This window comes from Nocardioides palaemonis, from assembly GCF_018275325.1.
Lineage (GTDB): Bacteria > Actinomycetota > Actinomycetes > Propionibacteriales > Nocardioidaceae > Nocardioides > Nocardioides palaemonis.
In genome coordinates this window covers 435,934-457,011 of the sequence record NZ_JAGVQR010000001.1, presented here as the reverse complement: position 1 = coordinate 457,011, position 21,078 = coordinate 435,934, and the positions used below count along the sequence as shown (strand labels likewise).

The window sequence follows — 21,078 nt, the reverse complement described above, 5'->3', positions numbered from 1 at the left end:
CCCGCGGTCGCGCTCTCGGGAGGGCACATGAGCACACGCAGGAGCACGTCCAGATCGACCCGGCTGGCCGCCGTCACGGCGCTGGTCGCCGCCGGGCTCACCGCCGGCGCGGGGGTGGCGGTGGGCAGCACGGGCAGCGCCGCGCCCGACGACGGCGCGCGCGAGGTCGCGCGGGCCTCGTCCGACGACCCCACCCAGGTGGTGATGGTGAAGGCGCCGGAGGTCGCCGACCGCAACGAGGTCATCGACCTCGGCCTCGATGTCACCGAGCACGCCGACCAGCGCGGCATCGAGGTGGTCCTGCACGACGCGCAGGACGCCCAGACGCTCCGCGACGCCGGCTTCACCTGGAAGGTGACGGTCCCCGACCTCGAGGCGCTGACCGAGGCCAACCGGCGCAAGGACCGGGCGTACGCCGCCTCGACGACCCGTTCGGCGCTGCCCAGCGGCCGTACGTCCTACCGCACCTACGACGACTACCTCCGCGACATGAACCGGCTGGCGCGGCTCTACCCCACGCTCACCAAGCCGCTCACGCTGGAGAACCGGACCGTCCTCGGCGAGCCGATCCGCGGCCTCGAGATCAGCGTCGACGCCCGCGACGTGCGCGACGGCAAGCCGGTCTTCCTGCTGATGGGTGCCCACCACGCCCGCGAGTGGCCGAGCGCCGAGCACACCATGGAGTTCGCCTTCGACCTGCTCCAGTCCTACTACTCCGGCGACCGCGCCGAGCGGCAGCGGGCACGGCGGGTGCTGTCGACGTCGCGCGTGATCGTGGTGCCGGTGGTCAACGTCGACGGCTTCCGGATCTCGCGCGAGGCCGCGCCGCTGGGCGACTTCAGCACCTTCGACTACGAGATGAAGCGCAAGAACTGCTCGATCTCGGCCGCGACCCCGGCGGCGTACCTCGGCGGCACCTGCGACGACAACCCGGCCGGCCGGCTGCGCGGCACCGACCTCAACCGCAACTACCCCGGCTTCTGGGGCGGCGGCGGCGCCAGCCCGACCTGGTCGAGCGACACCTACCGCGGCGACGGGCCCGGCAGCGAGCCGGAGTCGGACGCGGTCCGCAAGCTCATCTCCCAGCGCGCGGTGACCGTGATGATTTCCAACCACACCTACGCCAACCTGGTGCTGCGCCCGCCGGCCATCGCGGCCACCGGCAAGGCGCCCGACGAGCCGCAGCTCAAGGCGCTCGGCGACGCGATGGCGGCGCAGAACGCCTACACCAGCCAGGCGTCCTACCAGCTCTACGACACCTCGGGCTCCACCGAGGACTGGAGCTACTGGATCACCGGCGGCTACGGCTACACCATCGAGATCGGCGACGAGGGCTTCCACCCGGCCTACGAGGAGGCCGTTGTCGGTGAGTACCTCGGCGAGGCGCCGGCGAACAGCGCCGGGCTCGGCGGCAACCGCGAGGCGTACTGGATCGCCGCGGAGACGGCGGCCGACGACACGCAGCACGCGCGGATCCGCGGTACGGCTCCCGCCGGGCGCACGATCACCGTGTCGCGGCGCACCGTGTCGCCGACGTCGCCGGTGATCCAGGCCGACGGCACCGTGGGTGACCCGATCCTCTACGAGGACACGCTCGTCAACACCTACGCCACCGACCGCGGCGGCCGCTTCACCCTCGACGTCAACCCGTCGACGCGGCCGCTGGTCGCCGGCCGGTACGGCCGCTACCCGGAGGCGCCGCCGCAGGCCGCGGTCACGCTGACCAACCCGGAGGGCGTCCCGGCCGTCGGGTCGAGCGAGTCGACGACCTTCGAGGTGTCGGGGCTGCCCGAGGCCGACAACGGGTCCCTCGACGTGTCGGTGTCGTGGCCCTCGGACGACGCGGAGGCCTACGACTGGGACTTCACGCTGCTCGGTCCCGACGGCTCGCCGGTCGGCTCGGGCGCGACCCTGTCGAACCCGGAGGTGATCCGGGTGCCCGACCCCGCGCCCGGGACGTACACCCTCGTCGCCGACAACTACGCCGGCGGCGACGCGGCGCACGACTGGTCGGGCCAGGTGACCTTCGAGAGCCCCGACCCGCCGATCGACACCGGCGTGAAGGAGGCCTGGCTGGTCTCGTGCACCAACAACCGCGGCAAGGTCTTCGGCACCCGCGAGGTGGTCGTCGACCGCGGCCAGGTCACGGGCGTCGGTGACCTCTGCAGGCGGGCGAGCTACAAGCGCTGATTCCGCCCGGCGGCGGCATTTCAGCGAGAGCCTGACATGTTCAGCGATCCCCGGTCAGCCGGGGATCGCTGAACTTGTCGGCCCGTGCAACGCCTGACATGTTCAGTGATCCCCGGTCAGCCGGGGATCGCTGAAATAGGCTGGATCAGCCCTCAGCGGGCGTACGCCGCCAGCTCGCCGGCGAGGTCGGCGTTGGCGCGGCCGACGACGAGGGTGCCGTCGCCGGTGTGCTCCATCGAGCCGATCTCGGCCTCCTGGTGGATCCGGTTGACCAGGTCGCCGCGCTCGTAGGGCAGCAGCACGTCGAACTCGACCTGCGGGCGCGGCAGCTCGGACTCGACCACCTTCAGGGCTTCGTCGATGCCCTCGCCGGTCTTCGCGCTGACCACGACGAGGTGCGGCTCGCGGGCCCGGAGCCGGCTGATGACCAGCGGGTCGGCGGCGTCGACCTTGTTGACCACGACGATCTCGGGCACCTTGTCGGCGCCGATCTCGGCGAGCACGCCGCGCACCGCGGCGATCTGGCCCTCGGGGTCGGGGTGGGAGCCGTCGACGACGTGGAGCAGCAGGTCGGAGTCGGCGACCTCCTCCAGCGTCGAGCGGAACGCCTCGATCAGCCCGTGCGGCAGGTGGCGCACGAAGCCGACAGTGTCGGACATCGTGTAGACGCGGCCGTCGGAGGTCGTCGTACGCCGCGTGGTGGGGTCGAGGGTCGCGAACAGCGCGTCCTCGACCAGCACGCCGGCGTCGGTCAGCCGGTTGAGCAGCGACGACTTGCCGGCGTTGGTGTAGCCGGCGATGGCGACGCTGGGGATGTGGTTGCGGCGGCGCGACTGGCGCTTGACCTCGCGGGTGCCGCGCATCTCCTTGAGCTCGCGGCGCAGCTTGGCGATCTTGGTGTTGATCCGGCGCCGGTCGGTCTCGATCTTGGTCTCACCGGGGCCGCGGCCACCGATGCCGTCACCGCCGGCCGCGCGACCACCGGCCTGGCGCGACAGGTTGCCGCCCCAGCCGCGCAGGCGCTGCTTCATGTACTGCAGCTGCGCCAGCTCGACCTGCGCCTGGCCCTCCTTGGACTTCGCGTGCTGGGCGAAGATGTCGAGGATCAGCGCGGTGCGGTCGACGACCTTCACCTTGATCTTGTCCTCGAGGTTGCGCAGCTGGCTGGGCGCGAGCTCGCCGTCGCAGATGACGGTGTCGGCGCCGGTGGCCTGGACGATCTCGCGGATCGCCTCGACCTTGCCGCGGCCGATGTAGGTGGCGGGGTCGGGCTTCTGCCGGCGCTGGAAGACCGCCTCGAGGACCTCGGAGCCGGCGGTCTCGGCGAGCGCGGCGAGCTCGGCCATCGAGTTCTCCGCGTCGGTCACCGACCCGTCGGTCCACACGCCGACGAGCACGACCTTCTCCAGGCGCAGCTGGCGGTACTCGACCTCGGTGATGTCCTCGAGCTCGGTGCGCAGGCTCGCCACACGGCGCAGGGCGTGCCGCTCGGCCAGCTCCTGCGCGCCGACCGTGAGCTCCTCGGGGTCGGCGTCGTCGTAGTCGGTGTCCTCGGCGTAGCCCGACTCGAAGTCGTCGTCGTCCTCGAGGAGGTCGTCGTCGAGCTCGATCGAGTCGGCGTCCCAGCCCCGGGTGGCGTCCAGGGCGTCGCGGAGGTTGAAGTCAGGTGCGTTCGTCATATGCCGACCAGCCTAGGTCGCCGCGCCTGACCTGCGCGAACGACTTTGACCAGAGTGACGCGTGGGACGACGGGCGCCGCTCAGGCCCGGTGGCGACCGACCGGCGCGACCCAGGTGCCGTCGACGCTCGCGTGGTCGATGAACTCGTCGCACGCCGCGCGTACGTCGTGGGGCGTGTGCCCCGCGCCGACCACCACCACGCGCACCCCGGCGGCGTGCAGGCGGTGCACCAGCGGCAGCGCCGACGTGAGGTCGCCGGCGAGGACGACCTCGTCGACGGAGGCGTCGCGGGCGATGTCGACGGCGTCGATCGCCATCGCCACGAGCGCCTGGTCGTCCTCGTCGGTGAAGTGGTGGAAGGAGTGCAGGCCCTCGCGCCGCATCCGGCCGGCCCAGTCGCCGAGCTCGGCGCGGCTCCAGTCGGCGTAGGCACGGCACACGTTGACCGAGCCGCGCTGCGCCAGCCGGCCGAGCAGCCCGCTCGCCACGTCGGCGGAGACCCGCCGCGCGTCGATCAGCACTGCCACGCGACGCGGCTGGTCGGCCTCGTCGCCGGTCGGGCGCTGCGGGAGGCGGGGGTGGGTCGCCGCCACCGGCTGTGCCGGGGCGACGTCCCCCCCACCCTGTTCCCCTGCCGGGTCCCCGTCCCGCTCGTCCCCCTGGGCCACGTCGAGCACGTCGTCGACCGCGACCGCCGGCTCGTCCGCCGGCTCCTCGGTCTCGACGGGTGTGGGCGCGACGCGCAAGGAGCTTTCGCGGCGCACGCGCTCCTGGACGCGCGTGCCGGCGGCCATCCAGCGACGTACGAGCGTCGCCAGGTCACCGTCCCCGAGAGATCCGTCCGTGTCCGGTCCCTGATCCGGACGCGTCATCGCGGCCACCGCGTTGGTCACCTGCGTCACTGCGTCCACCCCACCTCGTGCTCGGCCCCGTGCGTCCCGTACTCGGAACCCTCCCGCCCGGGCGTGCGGCACGCGGCGTTGTATCCGAATTGAGGACGTTCGGTCCAGACCAGTCCCTGGCGCGACGACTAGTGTGCGCGCCGTGGAACGTCAGCAGGCCACCGAGCGCCTGGACCTCGTCGCGCGCGTCCGCCCCGAGCTCGAGCGCCACCGCGCGCCGGCGGTCGAGGCGCTGCGCCGGACGTACGCCGACCACCCGGGCGCGACGGCGTTCGAGCTCGCGCACCTGCACGGGCTCGACCACGCCGTCCTGGTGCGGCCGGTGGTGGGCGACGAGGTGGGTGAGGGCGTCGTCCTGCTGCCGGGGTGGGCGGACCGGATCGGCGCCGACCACCCCGACTTCCTGCCGGAGCGGTTCCGCTCCGACGGGGACGTCAGGGACGCGATCGGTGACTGGGTGGCCGAGGTCTGGGACGCCGCAGGCGGCCGGGAGGTCGGCGTACCGACCTGGCTGCGGGAGGAGGGCGACAGCGACCGCTACGACCTCGGGGCCGACGCGTGGCTGTGAGCCGGGCTCACGTGGGGCTCACTTGGGAGGCATCCGGATGCCGCCGTCGACGCGGATCGTCTCGCCGTTCATGTAGGAGTTGGTGAGGCACTCCACGACCATGCTCGCCAGCTCGTCGGCGCGGCCGAGGCGCTTGGGGAACAGCACGTTCTGGCCGAGGTTGGCCTTGAACTCGTCGGGGTTCGGGAACGCGTCGTAGATCGGGGTGTCGATCAGGCCGGGCGCGACCGTGTTGAGCCGGATGCCCGCCGCCGACAGGTCGCGCGCGACCGGGAGGGTCATCCCGACGACGCCGCCCTTCGACGCGGAGTAGGACGCCTGGCCGATCTGGCCGTCGAACGCGGCGACCGAGGCGAGGTTGACGATCGCACCGCGCTGGCCGTCGGCGTCGGGCTCGTTGCGGCTCATCACCGTCGCGGCCTGGCGGGTCATGTCGAAGGTGCCGATCAGGTTGATCTCGACCACCTTGCGGAAGGCGTCGAGGTCGTGGGCCTGCTCGAGCAGACCGTCGCGGCCGATGGTGCGCTGCGCCCAGCCGATGCCGGCGGAGTTGACGCACGCGCGCAGCGGCGCGATCTCCGCGGCCGCCTCGACGGCGGCGGCGACCTGCTCGGTCCGCGTCACGTCGACCGAGGCGAACACGCCGCCGATCTCGGCCGCGAGCGCCTCGCCCTTCTCCGCGTTGAGGTCGGCGACCAGGACGGTCGCGCCCCGCGCGGCGAGGGCTCGGGCGACGGCGGCGCCGATGCCGCTCGCGCCGCCGGTGACGATGGCGGTGGATCCGGTGATGTCCATGCCCGGGATGCTATGAGACGGCCAACGACGACCGAGGAACGAGGTCGGCGAGTGGGGCCGGCCAGGTCGAGCGGCCGAGCGGCTGAGGGACGAAGCCGCGCACGGTTGTGACGAGACCAGTCCCAGCACCGCGTCAGAGGTCGGTGGTGCCCTCGGCGACGAGCTCGGCGGGACCGGTCATCAGCACCCGGTCGTCGTCGGTCCACACCACGTGGAGCGTGCCGCCCGGCACGTCGACGCGGTACGTCGTCCCGCGCGGCGCGTCGTCGGCCAGCGCGGTCGCGACGGCGACGGCGCAGGCGCCGGTGCCGCAGGACCGGGTCTCCCCCGCGCCGCGCTCGTGGACCCGCATCGCGACGTGGTGGGTGCCGCGCCGCACGACGAACTCGACGTTGACGCCCTCGGGGTAGACCGCCGGGTCGTGCCCGGGCGCCTCGAGCAGCGAGCCGGCGTCCGCGAGGTCGTCGACGAACGCGACCGCGTGCGGGTTGCCCATCGAGACGTGCCGCGCCGCCCACGACAGGTGGCCGACCGACACCTCGGTCGCCCCGAGCACGACCGGCGCGCCCATGTCGGCGGTGAGCTGGTCGCCGTCGTTGGTCAGGACCTTGACGCCGTCGCGGGTCTGGATCCGCATCGGGAAGTCTTCACCCTGGCGCTCGTGCAGGTAGCGGGCGAAGACCCGGATGCCGTTGCCGCACATCTCGCTGATCGAGCCGTCGGCGTTGCGGTAGTCCATGAACCAGCCGTCGTCGCGGCGTACGGCCCGCAGCACCCCGTCGGCGCCGATCCCGGAGCGCCGGTCGCACAGCGCCCGGACCCGGTCGGGGTCGAGGTCGCCGTGCACCGACTCGTCGGGGTCGGGCAGGACCACGAAGTCGTTCTCGGTGCCGTGGCCCTTGAGGAAGGGGTAGCTCACGTCTCCAGTGTGGCAGCCCCCGTCCACCGGTGGTCGACGTGCGAGCGCAGCGAGTGGACCCTCGCCGGTCAGCGGGGCCTGACCACGGCCGCGGACCCGCGCCCGCGGCGTACGGGCTCGGCGACCGCGGTCAGCCGTTTGCGGGGGCCGATCTCGATCGCCGTGGCGGCGCCGATCTCGGCGGCGCTGGTGAAGGCGTCGCCGGCGGGCGCGAGGGTGTGGCCGAGCGCGGTGAGCGCCGGGCCGTAGGCGGTGATGAAGTCGGGTTCGGCGGTCACCGTGGCGGTGTTGCGCTGCGCCGCACGCGGGGCGGCGATCGCCTCCTGGATGGTCATGCCGAGGTCGATCCGGTTCACGATCATCTGCAGGACGGTCGTGATGATCGTCGAGCCGCCCGGGGAGCCGAGCGCCAGGACCGGCTCGCCGTCCTCGAGGATGATCGTCGGCGACATCGAGCTGCGCGGCCGCTTGCCGGGCTGGATCCGGTTGGGGTCGGCGGCGTCGTAGACGGTGGAGAAGTCGGTGAGCTCGTTGTTGAGCAGGAAGCCGTGGCCGGGGACCGTGATCCCGGAGCCGCCGGTCTGCTCGATGGTCAGGGTGTACTCCACGACGTCGCCCCACCTGTCGACGATCGTGAGGTTGGTGGTCGAGATGTTCTCGGTGTCGGCGTCGACCGAGCCCTGGGTCGACGCGGGCGTGCACACGCCGTCGTACGACGTCACGTCGCCGGCCGCGACCGGCTTGGTGGCGGCCTTGGCCGGGTCGATGCCGCAGGCCCGCTCGGCCGCGAACCGGTCGTCGAGCAGCCGACCGACCGGCACGTCGACGAAGGCCGGGTCGCCGACGTACTTCCCGCGGTCGGCGAACGCGAGCGCGCTGGCCTCGAGGTAGTGGTGGAGCGCCTGCTCGGTGGTCATCGCCGAGAGGTCGTAGCGCTCGAGGATGTTGAGCGCCTCCCCGACCGTCGTGCCGCCCGACGAGCTCGGCGCCATCCCGTAGACGTCGTGACCGCGGTAGGTCGTCCGGGTCGCCCTCTGCGCGCGGACGTCGTAGTCGCGCAGGTCGCGCGGGCGGAGGTAGCCCTTCGGCGTCGGGAGCGTGGTGTTCCTCGTCGTGCGGGGCTTGCGCACGACGTCGGACATCAGTCGCGCGAGCGGGCCGCGGTAGAACGCGGCGGTGCCCCGCTCGGCGATCAGGTCGTAGGTGTCGGCCAGGTCGGGGTTGCGGAAGATCGAGCCGACCCGCGGTGCGTCGCCGTTCGGCAGGAACAGCTTCTTGGTGTCCTTGAAGGCGCGGAAGCGCACCTCGTTGTCGAGGGTCTGCTGGCGGAACGTCTCGTCGACCCGGAAGCCGCGCCGCGCGACCTTGGTCGCCGGGGCGAGCGCGTCGGCCAGGGACAGCGTCCCCCACTTCGCGAGCGCGGCGTCCCAGGTGGCGAGGGTGCCGGGGGTGCCGACGCTGACGCCGCTGGTGACCAGGTCGGGGGTGAACGGGTACGGCTTGCCCGTCGCCGGGTCGATGAAGGCGTCCTGCGGCATCTTGCGCGGCGCGGTCTCGCGGCCGTCGAGGGTGCGGACCCGGCCCGAGCTCGCGTCGTAGTGGACGAAGTAGCCGCCACCGCCGATGCCGGCGCTGTAGGGCTCGGTGACGCCGAGCGTGGCGGCCGCCGCCACGGCTGCGTCGACCGCGTTGCCGCCCGCCTTCAGCACCTTCAGCCCGGCGGCCGTCGCCTCGGGGTCGACGGTCGCCACGGCACCGCCGCGACCGATCGCGGTCGCCTTCTTGGCCGTCGGCCGGGCCTGGTCCGGGCGGTCGGACGACGCGCCCGCGCCGGGGGCCGCGGAGGTGGGGGTGGTGACGGCGAGGGCGGCGAGCAGGCCCGCCGAGGTCGCCGCGGCGAGGGACGTGGGGATGCGCATGGGGGTCCTCCCGAGTGGTGGACCTCCACCCTGCCCCTGCCGCGGGTCGGTGTCCACGACCCGCGGGGTGGGCGTCAGCGCACGACCGAGTGACGTACGCAGGCGAAGTCGCGGTTGCGGGCGACCTCCTCCAGGCGCAGCTCCATCGCCCGCGGGAGGACGGGCGCGCCGCCGCCGAGCGTGCACGGGGCGTACTGGACCCACACCTCGTCGAGCAGCCCCGCGTCGTGGAACTGACCGACCAGCTCGCCGCCACCCACGATCCAGACGTCCTTGCCGTCCGCGACCTCCGTCATCTCCGCGTGCACCTCGCGCACGTCGGCGGCGGTGTAGCGGACCTGCTGGACCGGCTCGAACGTGCGGTGGGTGATGACCCACGTGGGCTTGGGACCCCACGGGTCCTCGTCGTGGTCGAGGATCCACTGCCAGGTGTTGGCACCCATCGCGCACGCGCCCACGCGCTCGCTGAACGCGGGATAGGCCATCGGCCCGTCCTGGTCGATGTCGCGCGAGGTCAGCCAGTCGAGGGAGTGGTCCTCGGTCGCGATGAAGCCGTCGAGGGAGCAGCCGGTGTAGTAGATCGTCGCCATCGCCCCACCCAAGCACCGCTCACCGACAGTCGGCTTGATCGCTCTCCGCATCCAGGGCCGCGACCGCCGCCAGCGCGACGTCGACCCGGTCGGGGTCGTCGTGGGCGACCCACACGACCCGGGGGTCCTTGCGGAACCAGGAGTCCTGGCGCCGGGCGAAGCGGCGGGTCGCCACGACCGTCTGCTCCTTCGCCTCGGCGAGGGACCGGTCGCCGGCGAGGAAGCCCATCACCTCGCGGTAGCCGATCGCGCGGTTCGCCGTACGCCCCTCGGCGAGGCCACGGTCGAGCAGCGCCTCGACCTCCTCGACGAGGCCGTGCGCGAACATCTCCTCCACCCGGCGCGCGATCCGCTCGTCGAGGGTGGTCCGTTCGATGTCCACGCCGACCTGCAGCGTGCGCGGGTCGGCGTACTCCAGGCGCGGCAGGCTGGCGCTGAACGGCCGGCCGGTGAGCGCGACCACCTCGAGCGCGCGCACCACGCGGCGCCCGTTGTCGGGCAGGATCTGCGCCGCCGCCTCGGGGTCGACGCCGGCGAGGCGGGCGTGAAGCGCCGGGCTGCCGACCCGCTCGAGCTCGACCTCGAGCTCGCGGCGCAGCGAGTCGTCGGTGCCGGGGAACTCGAAGCGGTCGACGATCGCGCGGGTGTAGAGCGCGGACCCGCCGACCAGCACCGGCGTGTGGTCGCGGCCGCGGACGTCGGCGACGACGTCGCGGGCCCAGCCCTGGAACTCCGCGACGCTGGCCGGCTCGGTGACCTCCATCAGGTCGAGCAGGTGGTGCGGGATGCCCCGCCGCTCCGCGACCGGGAGCTTGGCGGTGCCGACGTCCATGCCGCGGTAGACCTGCATCGCGTCGGTGTTGACGACCTCGCCGCCGAGCCGCTCCGCGAGGTCGAGGCTGAGCCCGGTCTTGCCCGAGGCCGTGGCGCCGACGACCGCGACGACGGGACGCGGGTGGACATGAGGCATGGGCCGATTGTCGCAGCGTGGCTAGGCTCGGCGGTGCCGGAGTCCCCACCCGGCGGGGGTTGGGGCGGCGTCACCTCGCAGGAGGACCGATGAGCTTTCTGGACAAGGCCAAGGCCAAGCTGACCGACGCGGTCGACCAGCACGGCGACAAGATCGCCGAGGGCATCGACAAGGCCGGCAAGTTCGCCAACGAGAAGACCGGCGGCAAGCACGCCGACAAGATCGACCAGGCGACCGGCAAGGCCCGCGACGCCCTCGACAAGCTCGACGGCAAGGACGACGACATCCCGCCGCCCACCACGGCTCGCTGACCCCTCTAGGGTCGGCCGGGTGACCGACCGCTTCGCCCTCGTCCCGGCGTCCTACGTCTACCTGCTGCGCGACGGCGACGCCGGGACCGAGGTGCTGCTCCAGCAGCGGGGGCCGGTTCCCTACATGCCCGGGCACTGGGCGGCGGCCGCCGCCGGGCACGTCGAGCCGGGCGAGACGGCGTACGACGCCGCGCGCCGCGAGGCTCTCGAGGAGCTCGGCATCGGCGACGTCGCGCTCGACTTCGCGTTCACCATGCAGCGCAGCCAGTTCGGGCCGGCGGTCGAGGAGCGGGTCGACTTCTTCTTCACCGCGCGCTCGTGGAGCGGCGAGCCGCGGATCGTCGAGCCGGAGAAGGCGTCCGCGCTGGCCTGGGCGCCGCTCGACGCGCTCCCCGACCCGATGGTGCCGCACGAGGCGCACGCGCTGGCGCACCTCTTCTCCGGCGAGCGCTACCTGACCTTCGGCTGGCCCACGTCGCCCTAGCGGGGGTGGCCCGGCGCGTCGGGGGCGAGGCACGATCGCAGCGACCGACCACAGGAGGCACCCATGACCGACGACGACCTCGGCCCGATCCCGGAGCCGACCGCAGAAGAGCCCCAGCTGGTGGCCGGGGGCGTCGACGCCGACGCCCTGCACAGCGACCCGGCCGACGACGGCCTGGGCCGCGACATCGACCCCGCCGACAACCCGGCGGTCGACGACGAGTCGCCCGACGAGATCTCCGAGCCCGACGACAAGTCGCAGGCCCCCGACGGCGAGGCCGACGACCAGGAGTCCGGCACCACCGCCGACGACGGCGACGGTCCGGACGCGGGCCAGGAGGCCGAGGACGGCTCGCCGGAGCCTCCCGCCTGACGGATCTCACTCAGTGCGGCCCGTGTGGTCCATCTCCCGGACCACACGGGCCGCACTGCGTCGTCCACAGCCTGGTCGACCGGGCTGGCGGGCCGCCCCCGCCGCGCGCACGATGGCTCGATGGACCAGAGGACGTACGCCGCACTGCTGGCGTCGCAGTCGGGGGTGGCCTCGCGCAGGCAGCTCCACGACGCCTCCGTGGCTCCCCACGACCTCAAGCGGCTGCTTCGCCGTCGCGAGCTGGTCCGGCTCCACGACGGGATCTTCATCGACCACACGGGCACGCCGACCTGGCTGCAGCGGGCGTGGGCCGGTGTGCTCCTGGCCTGGCCGGCTGCGCTGTGCGACGAGTCGGCGCTCCGCGCTGATGAGGGACCCGGGCGCACCGGGCGCGACGACCGGACCATCCACGTCGCGGTCGACCGGCAGCGGTCCCTGGCGGTGCCTGCGGGATACCGGCTGCACCGGCTCGCCGGCTTCGACGACCTGGTGCAGTGGAACAGGTCGCCGCCGCGTGTACGGATCGAGGAGGCACTGATCGCCGTGGCCGCGCGCCGGCCGGGCGACCTGGATGCGATCGCGGTCCTCGCGGACGCGATCTCGGCGCGCCGCACGACGCCCGAACGCCTGGGCACCTGCCTGGCCGAGCGCCGCCGGATCCCCCGTCGGGCCTTCCTCCGCGACGTGCTCGCGGACCTCGACCACGGCACGTGCTCGGTCCTCGAGCACGGCTACCTCACCCGCGTCGAACGCCCTCACGGTCTGCCGGTGGCCGCGCGGCAGGTGCGCGACTCCCTCCGCGGGCCGCTCTACCGCGACGTCGTCTACACAGACCTCGGCCAGGTGGTCGAGCTCGACGGTCGGTTGTGGCACGACTCCGTCGAGGCCCGTGACGCCGACCTCGACCGCGACCTCGACGCGGCCGTCAGCCGCCTCGGGACGGTCCGGCTCGGGTGGGGGCAGGTCTACGCGCGGCCGTGCCGCACGGCGGCCCGCGTGGGCGAGCTCCTCACCGCACGTGGCTGGGGCGGGCGCATCATTCGGTGCGCCGCCTGTCCGGAGGACCTCCCGATGGCCGGCTGAGTCGTGTCGCTGCGAGTGCGGCCCCGGTGGTCCGCCTGACGGACCACCTGGGCCGCAGTCTGCTCGCCGCCCGCCCTCAGCCGCAGGCGGGCGCCGGCGGCAGCGGGGCCGGGACGCCGACGGCGGGCATGCCGAGCCCGACGGAGGCGGGGGCCGACGGGGCGGACGTACGCCGCTCCCAGGCGTCGCCGGCGCGCGTGCGGCGCACCGAGCGGATCGCGCCGTCGGCGACGAGGTGGTGGGGCGCCGCGTAGGTGATCTCGACCTCCACCATGTCGCCAGGGCGGACCGAGTCGGCGTCCACCGCCGAGAAGTCGGCCGCGAAGTGCACCAGCCGGTTGTCGGGCGCCCGGCCGGAGAGCCGCTTGGTCGCGGTGTCCTTGCGCCCCTCGCCCTCGGCGACCATCAGCTCGACGGTGCGACCGACGAGCGCCTTGTTCTCCTCCCAGGCGACCTCCTCGACGACCTCGACGAGGCGCTGGTAGCGGTCCTTGACGACGTCGGCCGGCACCTGGTCCTCGAGGACCGCTGCGGGGGTGCCGGGGCGCTTGGAGTACTGGAAGGTGAAGGCGGCGGAGAACCGGGCGGCCCGGACCACGTCGAGCGTGGCCTGGAAGTCCTCCTCGGTCTCGCCCGGGAAGCCGACGATGATGTCGGTGGTGATCGCGGCCTCGGGGATCGCGGCGCGCACCCGCTCGATGATCCCGAGGTACTTCGACTGCCGGTAGGACCGGCGCATGTCGCGCAGCACCTTGTCGGAGCCGGACTGCAGCGGCATGTGCAGCGAGGGCATCACGTTGGGGGTCTCGGCCATCGCCTCGATCACGTCGTCGGTGAACTCGGCGGGGTGCGGAGAGGTGAAGCGCACCCGCTCGAGACCCTCGACCGCCCCGCACGCGCGCAGCAGCTTGGAGAACGCCTGCCGGTCGCCGAACTCGACGCCGTAGGCGTTGACGTTCTGCCCGAGCAGGGTGATCTCGGTGACGCCCTCGGCGACCAGCGCCTCGACCTCGGCGAGGATCTCGCCCGGACGCCGGTCCTTCTCCTTGCCGCGCAGCGACGGGACGATGCAGAAGGTGCAGGTGTTGTTGCAGCCGACCGAGATCGACACCCAGGCGGCGTAGGCCGACTCCCGCTTGGTCGGCAGGGTCGAGGGGAAGACCGAGAGCGACTCCAGGATCTCGACCTGGGCCTCCTCCTGCACGCGCGCCCGCTCGAGCAGCACCGGCAGCGAGCCGATGTTGTGGGTGCCGAACACGACGTCGACCCACGGCGCCTTCTGGGTGATCGTGTCGCGGTCCTTCTGCGCGAGGCAGCCGCCGACGGCGATCTGCATGCCCGGGCGCTGCGCCTTGACCGGCGCGAGGTGGCCGAGGTTGCCGTAGAGCTTGTTGTCGGCGTTCTCGCGGACCGCGCACGTGTTGAACACGACGACGTCGGCCTGCTCGTCCGAGCCCGCGCGGACGTAGCCGGCGTCCTCCAGCAGCCCGCTCAGCCGCTCGGAGTCGTGGACGTTCATCTGGCACCCGTGGGTCTTCACCTCGTAGGTGCGCGCGGTGGTCTCGTGAAGTGCGCTCATGACCGCCCCAGAGTACGGCGGTCCGCAGACGCTCCGGCAATCGCGCACTGGACGCCGCCCTACGAGGTTCGGACCCCGCTCCAGCCGAATGTGCTAGCCCGATGTGACTACCCCGTTAGCCACTTGTAGGGATTCGTCCTCAAATCCCTCACGTCCGCTCCCACCTGAGCCTCAACATGGAGACATAAATCAACAAATCGGTAACACCCCGCCACACGGACGTGGATGAGAGGGCGTCACCGATCAGCCACGGGGAGCAAGGATGCGCCGGAACACCACGAATCGTACGACGACCGCACGCCGCGTCGCCCGCTCCGCCGCACTCTCCGCAGCTGTTACCGGTCTGTTGCTGACTCTGCTGCCGCTTGCCGCCACCGCCGCTGACGCCAATCCCTCCACCGGCGTCTCGCAGGTCGCCGCAAAGGCCCAGGCCCACAAGCCGGGCAAGGCCACGAACAAGGGCCGCAAGGGCACCCGCGCCGCCAAGGTCAAGGTGACCGCCACCCTCGCCGCCCTCCCGCCGATCGTCCAGCCCGGCACCTCGCCCGCCGACCCCTCCAACCAGGCCTCGCTCGTCGCGACGTTCTCGCCGGTCGCCCCCGGCCAGCGGGTCACGCTCGAGCGCCGCACGGCCAGGGGCTGGAAGCTCGTCGACACCGCCACCGAGGACGCGTGGGGCACCGCCACCTTCGCCGCCGGCCCCGGCCGCTACCGCGCCGCCACCACCGCCTCCGGCCTGACCTGGACCTCCGGCACCGTCACCGCGAACCGCTGGACCCCCGAGTTCGAGGACACCTTCTCCGGCACCGCCCTCGACGCCACCGTCTGGAACGACCAGAAGCGCGAGCGCGAGAGCGTGTACGCCCCCCGCACCTGCGCCCGCGTCGACCCGTCGGCCCGCAGCGTCGGCGGCGGCGTGCTCCGCCTCGGCATCGGCGTCGACCCCACCATGGGCGGCGCGACCTGCAGCTACACCTCCAACGGCACCGCCGGCACCCAGCAGTACCTGGTCAACAGCCAGGTCTCCACCGAGAACACCCGCTTCTTCCAGCACGGCATCGTCGCCGCCCGCATCAAGCCGCAGCGCGCCAAGGGCATGCACACCGGCTTCTGGATGCTCCCCGCCGGCACCACCTACACCGACGGCGTCCCCTCCGCCGGCACCGAGATCGACATCATGGAGTTCTTCGGCGAGAACGGCCGCGGCAACGAGGCCGTCGGCGCCCACGTCCACTACTACGAGGCGGGCTGGGAGAAGGTCAGCCACGGCGACCTCTTCCCCGCCACCCGCCAGGTCCTCGGCAAGAACCGCAGCTGGTGGGACGAGTTCCACGTGTTCTCGGTCGAGTGGACCCCCACCGCCTACATCTTCCGCGTCGACGGCCGCGAGTACTACCGCGAGACCGCCGCCGTCTCCCAGGCCGCCCAGTACCTCGTCCTGTCGAACCTCACCTCCGACTACGAGCTCGCCAACCTGACCAGCGACGAGCTCGGCGACGCCGCCCAGGTCGACTGGGTCCGCGTCTACGACGCCACCTCGATCCAGTCGGCGCGCGTCACCCGCGGCCGCAAGGCCGCCTAAGCCCGACCCCGCACGCCCGGGGCGGACCTAGGCTCGCCGCATGCCCCGGATGCACGCGATCGAGCTGCTGCCCGACGACGCCGGCACCGAGGTCGTACGCCGTGACTGGCAGGCCCTGCGCGACGCCGGGCTCCCCTCCCAGCTCGACCACCGCGGCGCCACCAACACCCCGCACGTGACCGTCCTCGCCGCTCCTGCGCTCCGCGCCGAGGACGAGCGGGCCGCGGCGCGCGTGCTGGGCCCGCTGCTCCCCCGCGAGGCGCGGGCCGCGGGCGTCGCCCTCCTCGGCGGCCACCGCGTCACCGTCGTCCGCCTGCTCGACGTCGACGACGACCTGGTCCGGGCGGTGCTCGACGTACGCGCCGAGGTGCCCGACGTCCAGCACCTCGGCTGGCTCCCGCACGTCACCCTCGCCCGCCGGGTGCCGCGCGCCGACGTGCCGGCCGTGCTCGAGGTGCTGGGGCACGCGGACGCGGCCGTCACCCTCGCCGGACTGCGTCGCTGGGACCCCGACGCCGGGGTCGCACACCTCCTCTGACGGCCCCGCCGCCGCGCATCACGATCGGGTGACGCCTGCCCCGTCGGGCCCGTGCGCGATGGCAGGTCCAGACCAGTGCCGATAGGTTGCCGCCATGACCGCGCAGGAAACGGCCCCCGTCAGCGCCGGCCGAGGCGAGCCCCTCGTCGTGCTCAGCGGCGTCCAGAAGCACTTCGGACAGCTGCACGCCCTCAAGGACGTCGAGCTCACCGTCAAGCGGGGCGAGGTGGTCGTCGTGATCGGCCCGTCCGGCTCCGGCAAGTCCACGCTGTGCCGCACGATCAACCGCCTCGAGACCATCGACGAGGGCTCGATCACCCTCGACGGGCAGCCGCTGCCGCAGGAGGGCAAGGCGCTCGCCGCGCTCCGCGCCGAGGTCGGGATGGTCTTCCAGAGCTTCAACCTCTTCGCCCACAAGACGATCCTCGAGAACGTCACCCTCGGCCCGATCAAGGTCCGCGGGATGAAGAAGGAGGAGGCGGAGAAGAAGGCCCGCGAGCTCCTCGACCGCGTCGGCGTAGGCCACCAGGCCGAGAAGTACCCCGCCCAGCTCTCCGGCGGCCAGCAGCAGCGCGTGGCGATCGCCCGCGCCCTGGCGATGGAGCCGAAGGTGATGCTCTTCGACGAGCCGACCTCCGCGCTCGACCCGGAGATGATCAAGGAGGTCCTCGACGTCATGGTCGACCTCGCCGAGCAGGGCATGACGATGGTCGTGGTCACCCACGAGATGGGCTTCGCGCGCACCGCCGCCCACCGGGTCGTCTTCATGGCCGACGGCGCGATCGTCGAGGAGAACACTCCGGAGGAGTTCTTCACGAACCCGACCTCCGACCGCGCCAAGGACTTCCTCGGCAAGATCCTCAAGCACTGACCGCTGAGGACCCACCAGCTCGGGACACAACAGCACACTCCATCCCCAGGAACCCCAGACGGCCTCGGGCCGCCCAACGAAGGAGAGCAAGGATGAGATTCACCAGGACCAAGGCGGTCATCGCCACGGCGGGATTGGCCCTGTCGCTCGCTGCCTGCGGCAACGCCGGCGAGGAGACGGACGGCCCGGACGTCGAGGCGGCCGAGAACGCGGCCGACAACTTCGACGACGGCACCCGGATGAAGGAGCTGGCCGACGCCGGCACCATCAAGATCGGCGTCAAGTACGACCAGCCCGGCCTCGGCTTCAAGGACGCGGCCTCCGACACCCCCACCGGCTTCGACGTCGAGATGGCCAAGCAGCTCGCGGCCAGCCTCGGCATCACCGGCGACGACATCGAGTGGGTCGAGACCATCTCCGACAACCGCGAGCCGTTCCTCGAGGACGGCACCGTCGACCTCGTGCTCGCGTCGTACTCCATCACCGACGAGCGTCGCCAGGTCGTCGGTCAGGCCGGCCCGTACCTCGTCACCGGCCAGCAGCTGCTGGTCGCCGCCGACAGCGACATCGAGTCGGTCGACGACGTCAAGGGCGAGGAGGTCTGCTCGGTCACGGGCTCGACCTCGCTCGACAACATCGAGGCCGAGGGCGCCAAGCCGGTCGGCTTCGACACCTACTCCGAGTGCGTCGAGAAGGTCCTCGACGGCACTGTCTCGGCCATGTCGACCGACGGCACGATCCTCGCCGGCTACGCCGCGCAGAACGAGGGCGAGCTCAAGGTCGTCGGCGACCAGTTCTCCGAGGAGCGCATCGGCGTCGGCTACTCCATCGACCGCCCGGAGATGTGCCAGTGGATCGTCGACACGATCACCGACGCCTACGACAGCGGCGCCTACGAGGAGGCCTTCAACGCCACGCTCGGCCCCTCGGGCGTCGAGGTGCCCGAGCTTCCCGAGATGGACGCCTGCGAGTCCTGATCAACCCCTCCCGTCCTCGGGCCCGGCGCTGACGCCGGGCCCGAGGCGGGAGCCCCTGTGAGAGGAGTGGCGTGAACGCCGTCCTGGACAACTTCGACCTCGTCCTGAGGGCCTTCGGCTACACGGTCTTCCTGTTCCTGGTGTCTGCCGTGATCTCAGTGGCCCTCGGCACGCTGCTGGCCGCCATGCGCGTGGGACCGGTGAAGGTGCTGCGCATGTTCGGCACCGGCTACGTCACGCTCGTGCGCAACACCCCGCTGGTGATGATCTTCCTGTTCTTCCAGCTCGGCGCGGGCAAGATCTTCGACGCGCTCCGCTTCACGTGGGTCGACATCCACATCGGCCCGTTCGACTTCACGTCCTTCTTCAGCGCGGCTGTCGCCTCGCTCAGCCTCTACACCGCGGCGTTTGTCTGCGAAGCGATCCGCGCAGGCGTCAACGCCGTGCCCCTCGGGCAGGCCGAGGCTGCGCGCGCCATCGGCCTCCCGTTCTCGGGCGTCATGTCCCAGGTCGTCCTGCCGCAGGCGTTCCGGGCGTCGGTCCCGCCGATCGCCAGCACGCTGATCGCGCTGCTCAAGAACACCTCGGTCGCCGGCGTCTTCGGCGTCATCGAGGCGGTGGGCCGGATGAAGGGGTTCACCAACGACTACGCCGACCAGCGCTGGGGCATCTTCCTCGCCTTCGCCATCGGCTACGTCCTCCTCGTCGAGATCATCTCGCTCGTCTCGACCCTGATCGAGCGTCGCTGGAAGGTGGCCTGACATGAGTGCCGGAGTCCTCTTCGACGCCCCCGGACCCGCCACGGTGGCGCGCCACCGGGCCTACAGCGTCGTCGCCGCGCTCGCCCTCGTGGCCGGTGTCGCGTTCGTGCTCTGGCGGTTGCAGGCCACGGGCCAGCTCGAGTACGACAAGTGGGAGCCGTTCCTGACGCCCCGCTACATCGAGGCGATCCTCGTCGACGGCCTGCTGGTCACCTTGCAGATGGCGTTCAGCGCCGTCATCGGCGCGGTCGTGTTCGGCGTCCTGTTCGGCGTCGGCAAGCTGTCGGACCACCGGTGGGTGCGCTGGCCGTGCTGGCTGGTCGTCGAGTTCTTCCGCGCCGTCCCGGTCATCATGCTGATGATCTTCTGCTTCTACGCCGTCTTCGGCGGGATGGACGAGCTCAGCCGCCGCACCTACTGGTCGGTGGTGCTCGCCCTGACCCTCTACAACGGCGCCGTGCTGGCGGAGGTCTTCCGCGCCGGCATCAACGCCGTGCCGCGCGGCCAGGCCGAGGCGGCCTACGCCATCGGCATGCGCAAGACGCAGGTCATGACCATCGTGCTGCTGCCCCAGGCGGTGAAGATCATGATCCCGGCGATCATCAGCCAGATGGTCGTCGCGCTGAAGGACACCAGCCTCGGCTACGCCGTCGCCGGGCTCGGGCTCACGCGTATCGCCAAGCCGATCTACCAGCAGTTCGGTAACCACGTCCCGACGATCATCGTGATCACGGCGATCTACGTGGTGATCAACCTGCTGCTCACGCTGCTGGCGACCTGGATCCAGAGGAGGTTCGTCGGCGAGAAGAAGGTGCTCGACGTCCCGATGGTCGGCCAGGCACAGTCCGACACCCGCTCTACGACGCTCTAGGAGCGCTTCGCCGAGACCCAGAGCCGGATCTCCCCCTCGACGACGACCGTGCCGTCGGTGCGCGTGCCCCGCACGCGCACCGGCAGGTCGTAGCCCTCGCCGATCTCGGCGGTCCACTGCTCGGGGTCGGTCTCGGCGACGCAGGTGATGTCGGAGCCCGCCTTGGCGGTGTAGGCGACCTCCATGCCCTTGGGGATCCAGCGCCGATCGGCCGGGATGGTCGCCTCCGCGAGCGCGCCCATCGCCGCCTCGAGGCCGTTGCACAGCGCGATCGCGTGGACCGTGCCGATGTGGTTGTGCACGCCGCGACGGTCGCGGATCACCAGCTCGGCGCGGTTGGGCTCCACGACGGTGAAGCGCGGGCGGATGCTGGCGAAGTAGGGCGCCTTCTGGCTGAAGGCGAGCGAGAAGAGCCGGGCGCCCATCGGCAGCGCGGTGGTCTTCTTCCAGAGGTCGAGGACGGCAGGCATGCCGCAAGGTTACCAGTGAGTAACCGATATCTGAGGACGTGGTGCAGTCCGCTTGGCCCGTTCCGCCTGCACCGCGTCCTCAGATGTCGAGCCAGGCGAGCACCCGGTCGGCCACCTCGTCCGCGGCGAGGTCGGTGTTGTCGACCTGGAGGTGCGGCCAGCGCGCGAGCAGCCGCTCGCCGGGGGCGTCGCGGCCGGGCTCGGCGGTCATCCGGTAGTCGGCCTCGAGCTGGCGGACGTTGCCGTCGGACCACTCCACGTCGCGCTTGGACTTCTTCTCGGCGAGCCGGTGCTCGGTGCGGTTGCGGACCAGTCGGGTGTCGAGGTCGGCGACCAGCTCGACGACCGCCACGCTGTCGCCGTACGGCGCGGCCAGCCGCTCGAGGTAGTCGGCCTCGCCCTGCTCGTCCATGCCCATCACGAAGGTGAACACCAGGTCGGTGCCGTCGGCCGCGGCCTCCTCGATGACCCTGCTGCGGATCTCGGTGTTGAGGGTCCGGAAGGGCGGCGTGCCGTAGTCGAAGACGTCGAGCAGCATCTCGATGCTGTGGTGGTTGTGGAACAGCCGGAAGCCCGACCGGTCGGCGATCGCGCGCCCGACGGTCATCTTGCCCACGGCCGGAGGCCCGAGGATCAGCAGCAGCATG

General features: G+C 72.1%; 22 protein-coding genes. 12 read left to right on the top strand and 10 right to left on the bottom strand.

What is annotated here, in order from left to right; translation table 11 throughout:
* The first annotated feature begins 27 nt into the window (after nucleotides 1-27).
* Nucleotides 28-2,190: a M14 family zinc carboxypeptidase gene (locus KDN32_RS02225; protein ID WP_211730488.1), complete on the top strand. Its 2,163-nt coding sequence runs from the start codon at nucleotides 28-30 to the stop codon at nucleotides 2,188-2,190.
* Between the two features lie 152 nt (nucleotides 2,191-2,342).
* Here the strand turns inward: KDN32_RS02225 and hflX are convergent, their stop codons facing one another.
* Complete coding sequence (gene hflX / locus KDN32_RS02220) at nucleotides 2,343-3,869, bottom strand: GTPase HflX (protein WP_211730487.1); 1,527 nt, start codon at nucleotides 3,867-3,869, stop codon at nucleotides 2,343-2,345.
* 80 nt (nucleotides 3,870-3,949) lie between these two features.
* The gene (locus tag KDN32_RS02215; protein WP_211730486.1) at nucleotides 3,950-4,780 is read right to left on the bottom strand and encodes an NYN domain-containing protein; all 831 of its coding nucleotides are present in this window, start codon (nucleotides 4,778-4,780) and stop codon (nucleotides 3,950-3,952) included.
* A gap of 133 nt (nucleotides 4,781-4,913) precedes the next feature.
* On the opposite strand from KDN32_RS02215, the gene KDN32_RS02210 reads away from it, so the two are divergent.
* Nucleotides 4,914-5,339 (top strand): hypothetical protein, encoded by a 426-nt coding sequence (locus KDN32_RS02210; RefSeq protein ID WP_211730485.1) that lies wholly within the window; start codon nucleotides 4,914-4,916, stop codon nucleotides 5,337-5,339.
* An 18-nt stretch (nucleotides 5,340-5,357) separates the two neighbouring features.
* On the opposite strand, the gene KDN32_RS02205 is transcribed toward KDN32_RS02210, so the two are convergent.
* The 5 genes from KDN32_RS02205 to miaA all read right to left on the bottom strand — a co-directional run bounded on the left by KDN32_RS02205 (nucleotide 5,358) and on the right by miaA (nucleotide 10,532).
* On the bottom strand, nucleotides 5,358-6,134 hold the full coding sequence (locus KDN32_RS02205) for an SDR family oxidoreductase (RefSeq protein ID WP_211730484.1): 777 nt from the start codon (nucleotides 6,132-6,134) through the stop codon (nucleotides 5,358-5,360).
* Between the two features lie 133 nt (nucleotides 6,135-6,267).
* Nucleotides 6,268-7,053 carry a diaminopimelate epimerase gene (dapF, locus tag KDN32_RS02200; protein WP_211730483.1) on the bottom strand — a complete coding sequence of 262 codons (786 nt, stop codon included), beginning with the start codon at nucleotides 7,051-7,053 and terminating at the stop codon, nucleotides 6,268-6,270.
* 68 nt (nucleotides 7,054-7,121) lie between these two features.
* A complete protein-coding gene (gene ggt / locus KDN32_RS02195; RefSeq protein ID WP_211730482.1) occupies nucleotides 7,122-8,972 on the bottom strand; it encodes a gamma-glutamyltransferase in 1,851 nt (616 codons plus the stop codon).
* Nucleotides 8,973-9,046: 74 nt separating this feature from the next.
* Entirely contained in the window at nucleotides 9,047-9,562 is a 516-nt protein-coding gene (locus tag KDN32_RS02190) for a dihydrofolate reductase family protein (RefSeq protein WP_211730481.1), read from the bottom strand.
* Between the two features lie 19 nt (nucleotides 9,563-9,581).
* On the bottom strand, nucleotides 9,582-10,532 hold the full coding sequence (gene miaA, locus KDN32_RS02185) for a tRNA (adenosine(37)-N6)-dimethylallyltransferase MiaA (protein ID WP_211730480.1): 951 nt from the start codon (nucleotides 10,530-10,532) through the stop codon (nucleotides 9,582-9,584).
* Nucleotides 10,533-10,621: 89 nt separating this feature from the next.
* Between miaA and KDN32_RS02180 the strand changes: the two genes are divergently transcribed.
* The 4 genes from KDN32_RS02180 to KDN32_RS02165 all read left to right on the top strand — a co-directional run bounded on the left by KDN32_RS02180 (nucleotide 10,622) and on the right by KDN32_RS02165 (nucleotide 12,782).
* Nucleotides 10,622-10,843, top strand: a complete 222-nt coding sequence (locus tag KDN32_RS02180) for an antitoxin (RefSeq protein ID WP_211730479.1) — start codon at nucleotides 10,622-10,624, stop codon at nucleotides 10,841-10,843.
* 19 nt (nucleotides 10,844-10,862) lie between these two features.
* Complete coding sequence (locus tag KDN32_RS02175) at nucleotides 10,863-11,327, top strand: NUDIX domain-containing protein (protein WP_211730478.1); 465 nt, start codon at nucleotides 10,863-10,865, stop codon at nucleotides 11,325-11,327.
* A 63-nt stretch (nucleotides 11,328-11,390) separates the two neighbouring features.
* Nucleotides 11,391-11,699, top strand: coding sequence for a hypothetical protein (locus KDN32_RS02170; protein WP_211730477.1), 309 nt, complete (start codon nucleotides 11,391-11,393; stop codon nucleotides 11,697-11,699).
* Nucleotides 11,700-11,819: 120 nt separating this feature from the next.
* Nucleotides 11,820-12,782, top strand: a complete 963-nt coding sequence (locus KDN32_RS02165) for a type IV toxin-antitoxin system AbiEi family antitoxin domain-containing protein (RefSeq protein ID WP_211730476.1) — start codon at nucleotides 11,820-11,822, stop codon at nucleotides 12,780-12,782.
* Between the two features lie 76 nt (nucleotides 12,783-12,858).
* On the opposite strand, the gene miaB is transcribed toward KDN32_RS02165, so the two are convergent.
* Nucleotides 12,859-14,361 (bottom strand): tRNA (N6-isopentenyl adenosine(37)-C2)-methylthiotransferase MiaB, encoded by a 1,503-nt coding sequence (gene miaB, locus KDN32_RS02160; RefSeq protein ID WP_211730475.1) that lies wholly within the window; start codon nucleotides 14,359-14,361, stop codon nucleotides 12,859-12,861.
* A gap of 346 nt (nucleotides 14,362-14,707) precedes the next feature.
* Here miaB and KDN32_RS02155 point away from each other — a divergent pair, with 346 nt between their 5' ends.
* From KDN32_RS02155 to KDN32_RS02130, 6 genes are all read left to right on the top strand, one after another.
* The gene (locus tag KDN32_RS02155; RefSeq protein WP_211730474.1) at nucleotides 14,708-15,943 is read left to right on the top strand and encodes a glycoside hydrolase family 16 protein; all 1,236 of its coding nucleotides are present in this window, start codon (nucleotides 14,708-14,710) and stop codon (nucleotides 15,941-15,943) included.
* A gap of 40 nt (nucleotides 15,944-15,983) precedes the next feature.
* Nucleotides 15,984-16,481: a 2'-5' RNA ligase family protein gene (locus KDN32_RS02150; protein WP_211730473.1), complete on the top strand. Its 498-nt coding sequence runs from the start codon at nucleotides 15,984-15,986 to the stop codon at nucleotides 16,479-16,481.
* Between the two features lie 94 nt (nucleotides 16,482-16,575).
* Nucleotides 16,576-17,352, top strand: coding sequence for an amino acid ABC transporter ATP-binding protein (locus KDN32_RS02145; RefSeq protein WP_211730472.1), 777 nt, complete (start codon nucleotides 16,576-16,578; stop codon nucleotides 17,350-17,352).
* 92 nt (nucleotides 17,353-17,444) lie between these two features.
* Nucleotides 17,445-18,329: a glutamate ABC transporter substrate-binding protein gene (locus KDN32_RS02140; protein ID WP_211730471.1), complete on the top strand. Its 885-nt coding sequence runs from the start codon at nucleotides 17,445-17,447 to the stop codon at nucleotides 18,327-18,329.
* Nucleotides 18,330-18,400: 71 nt separating this feature from the next.
* Entirely contained in the window at nucleotides 18,401-19,090 is a 690-nt protein-coding gene (locus KDN32_RS02135) for an amino acid ABC transporter permease (RefSeq protein ID WP_307853624.1), read from the top strand.
* A gap of 1 nt (nucleotide 19,091) precedes the next feature.
* On the top strand, nucleotides 19,092-19,961 hold the full coding sequence (locus KDN32_RS02130) for an amino acid ABC transporter permease (RefSeq protein ID WP_211730470.1): 870 nt from the start codon (nucleotides 19,092-19,094) through the stop codon (nucleotides 19,959-19,961).
* On the opposite strand, the gene KDN32_RS02125 is transcribed toward KDN32_RS02130, so the two are convergent.
* Nucleotides 19,958-20,431, bottom strand: coding sequence for a hotdog fold domain-containing protein (locus KDN32_RS02125; protein ID WP_211730469.1), 474 nt, complete (start codon nucleotides 20,429-20,431; stop codon nucleotides 19,958-19,960). The genes KDN32_RS02130 and KDN32_RS02125 overlap by 4 nt on opposite strands.
* A 79-nt stretch (nucleotides 20,432-20,510) precedes the next feature.
* Complete coding sequence (locus KDN32_RS02120) at nucleotides 20,511-21,077, bottom strand: P-loop nucleotide/nucleoside kinase family protein (protein ID WP_211730468.1); 567 nt, start codon at nucleotides 21,075-21,077, stop codon at nucleotides 20,511-20,513.
* Between the last annotated feature and the right edge of the window lies 1 nt (nucleotide 21,078).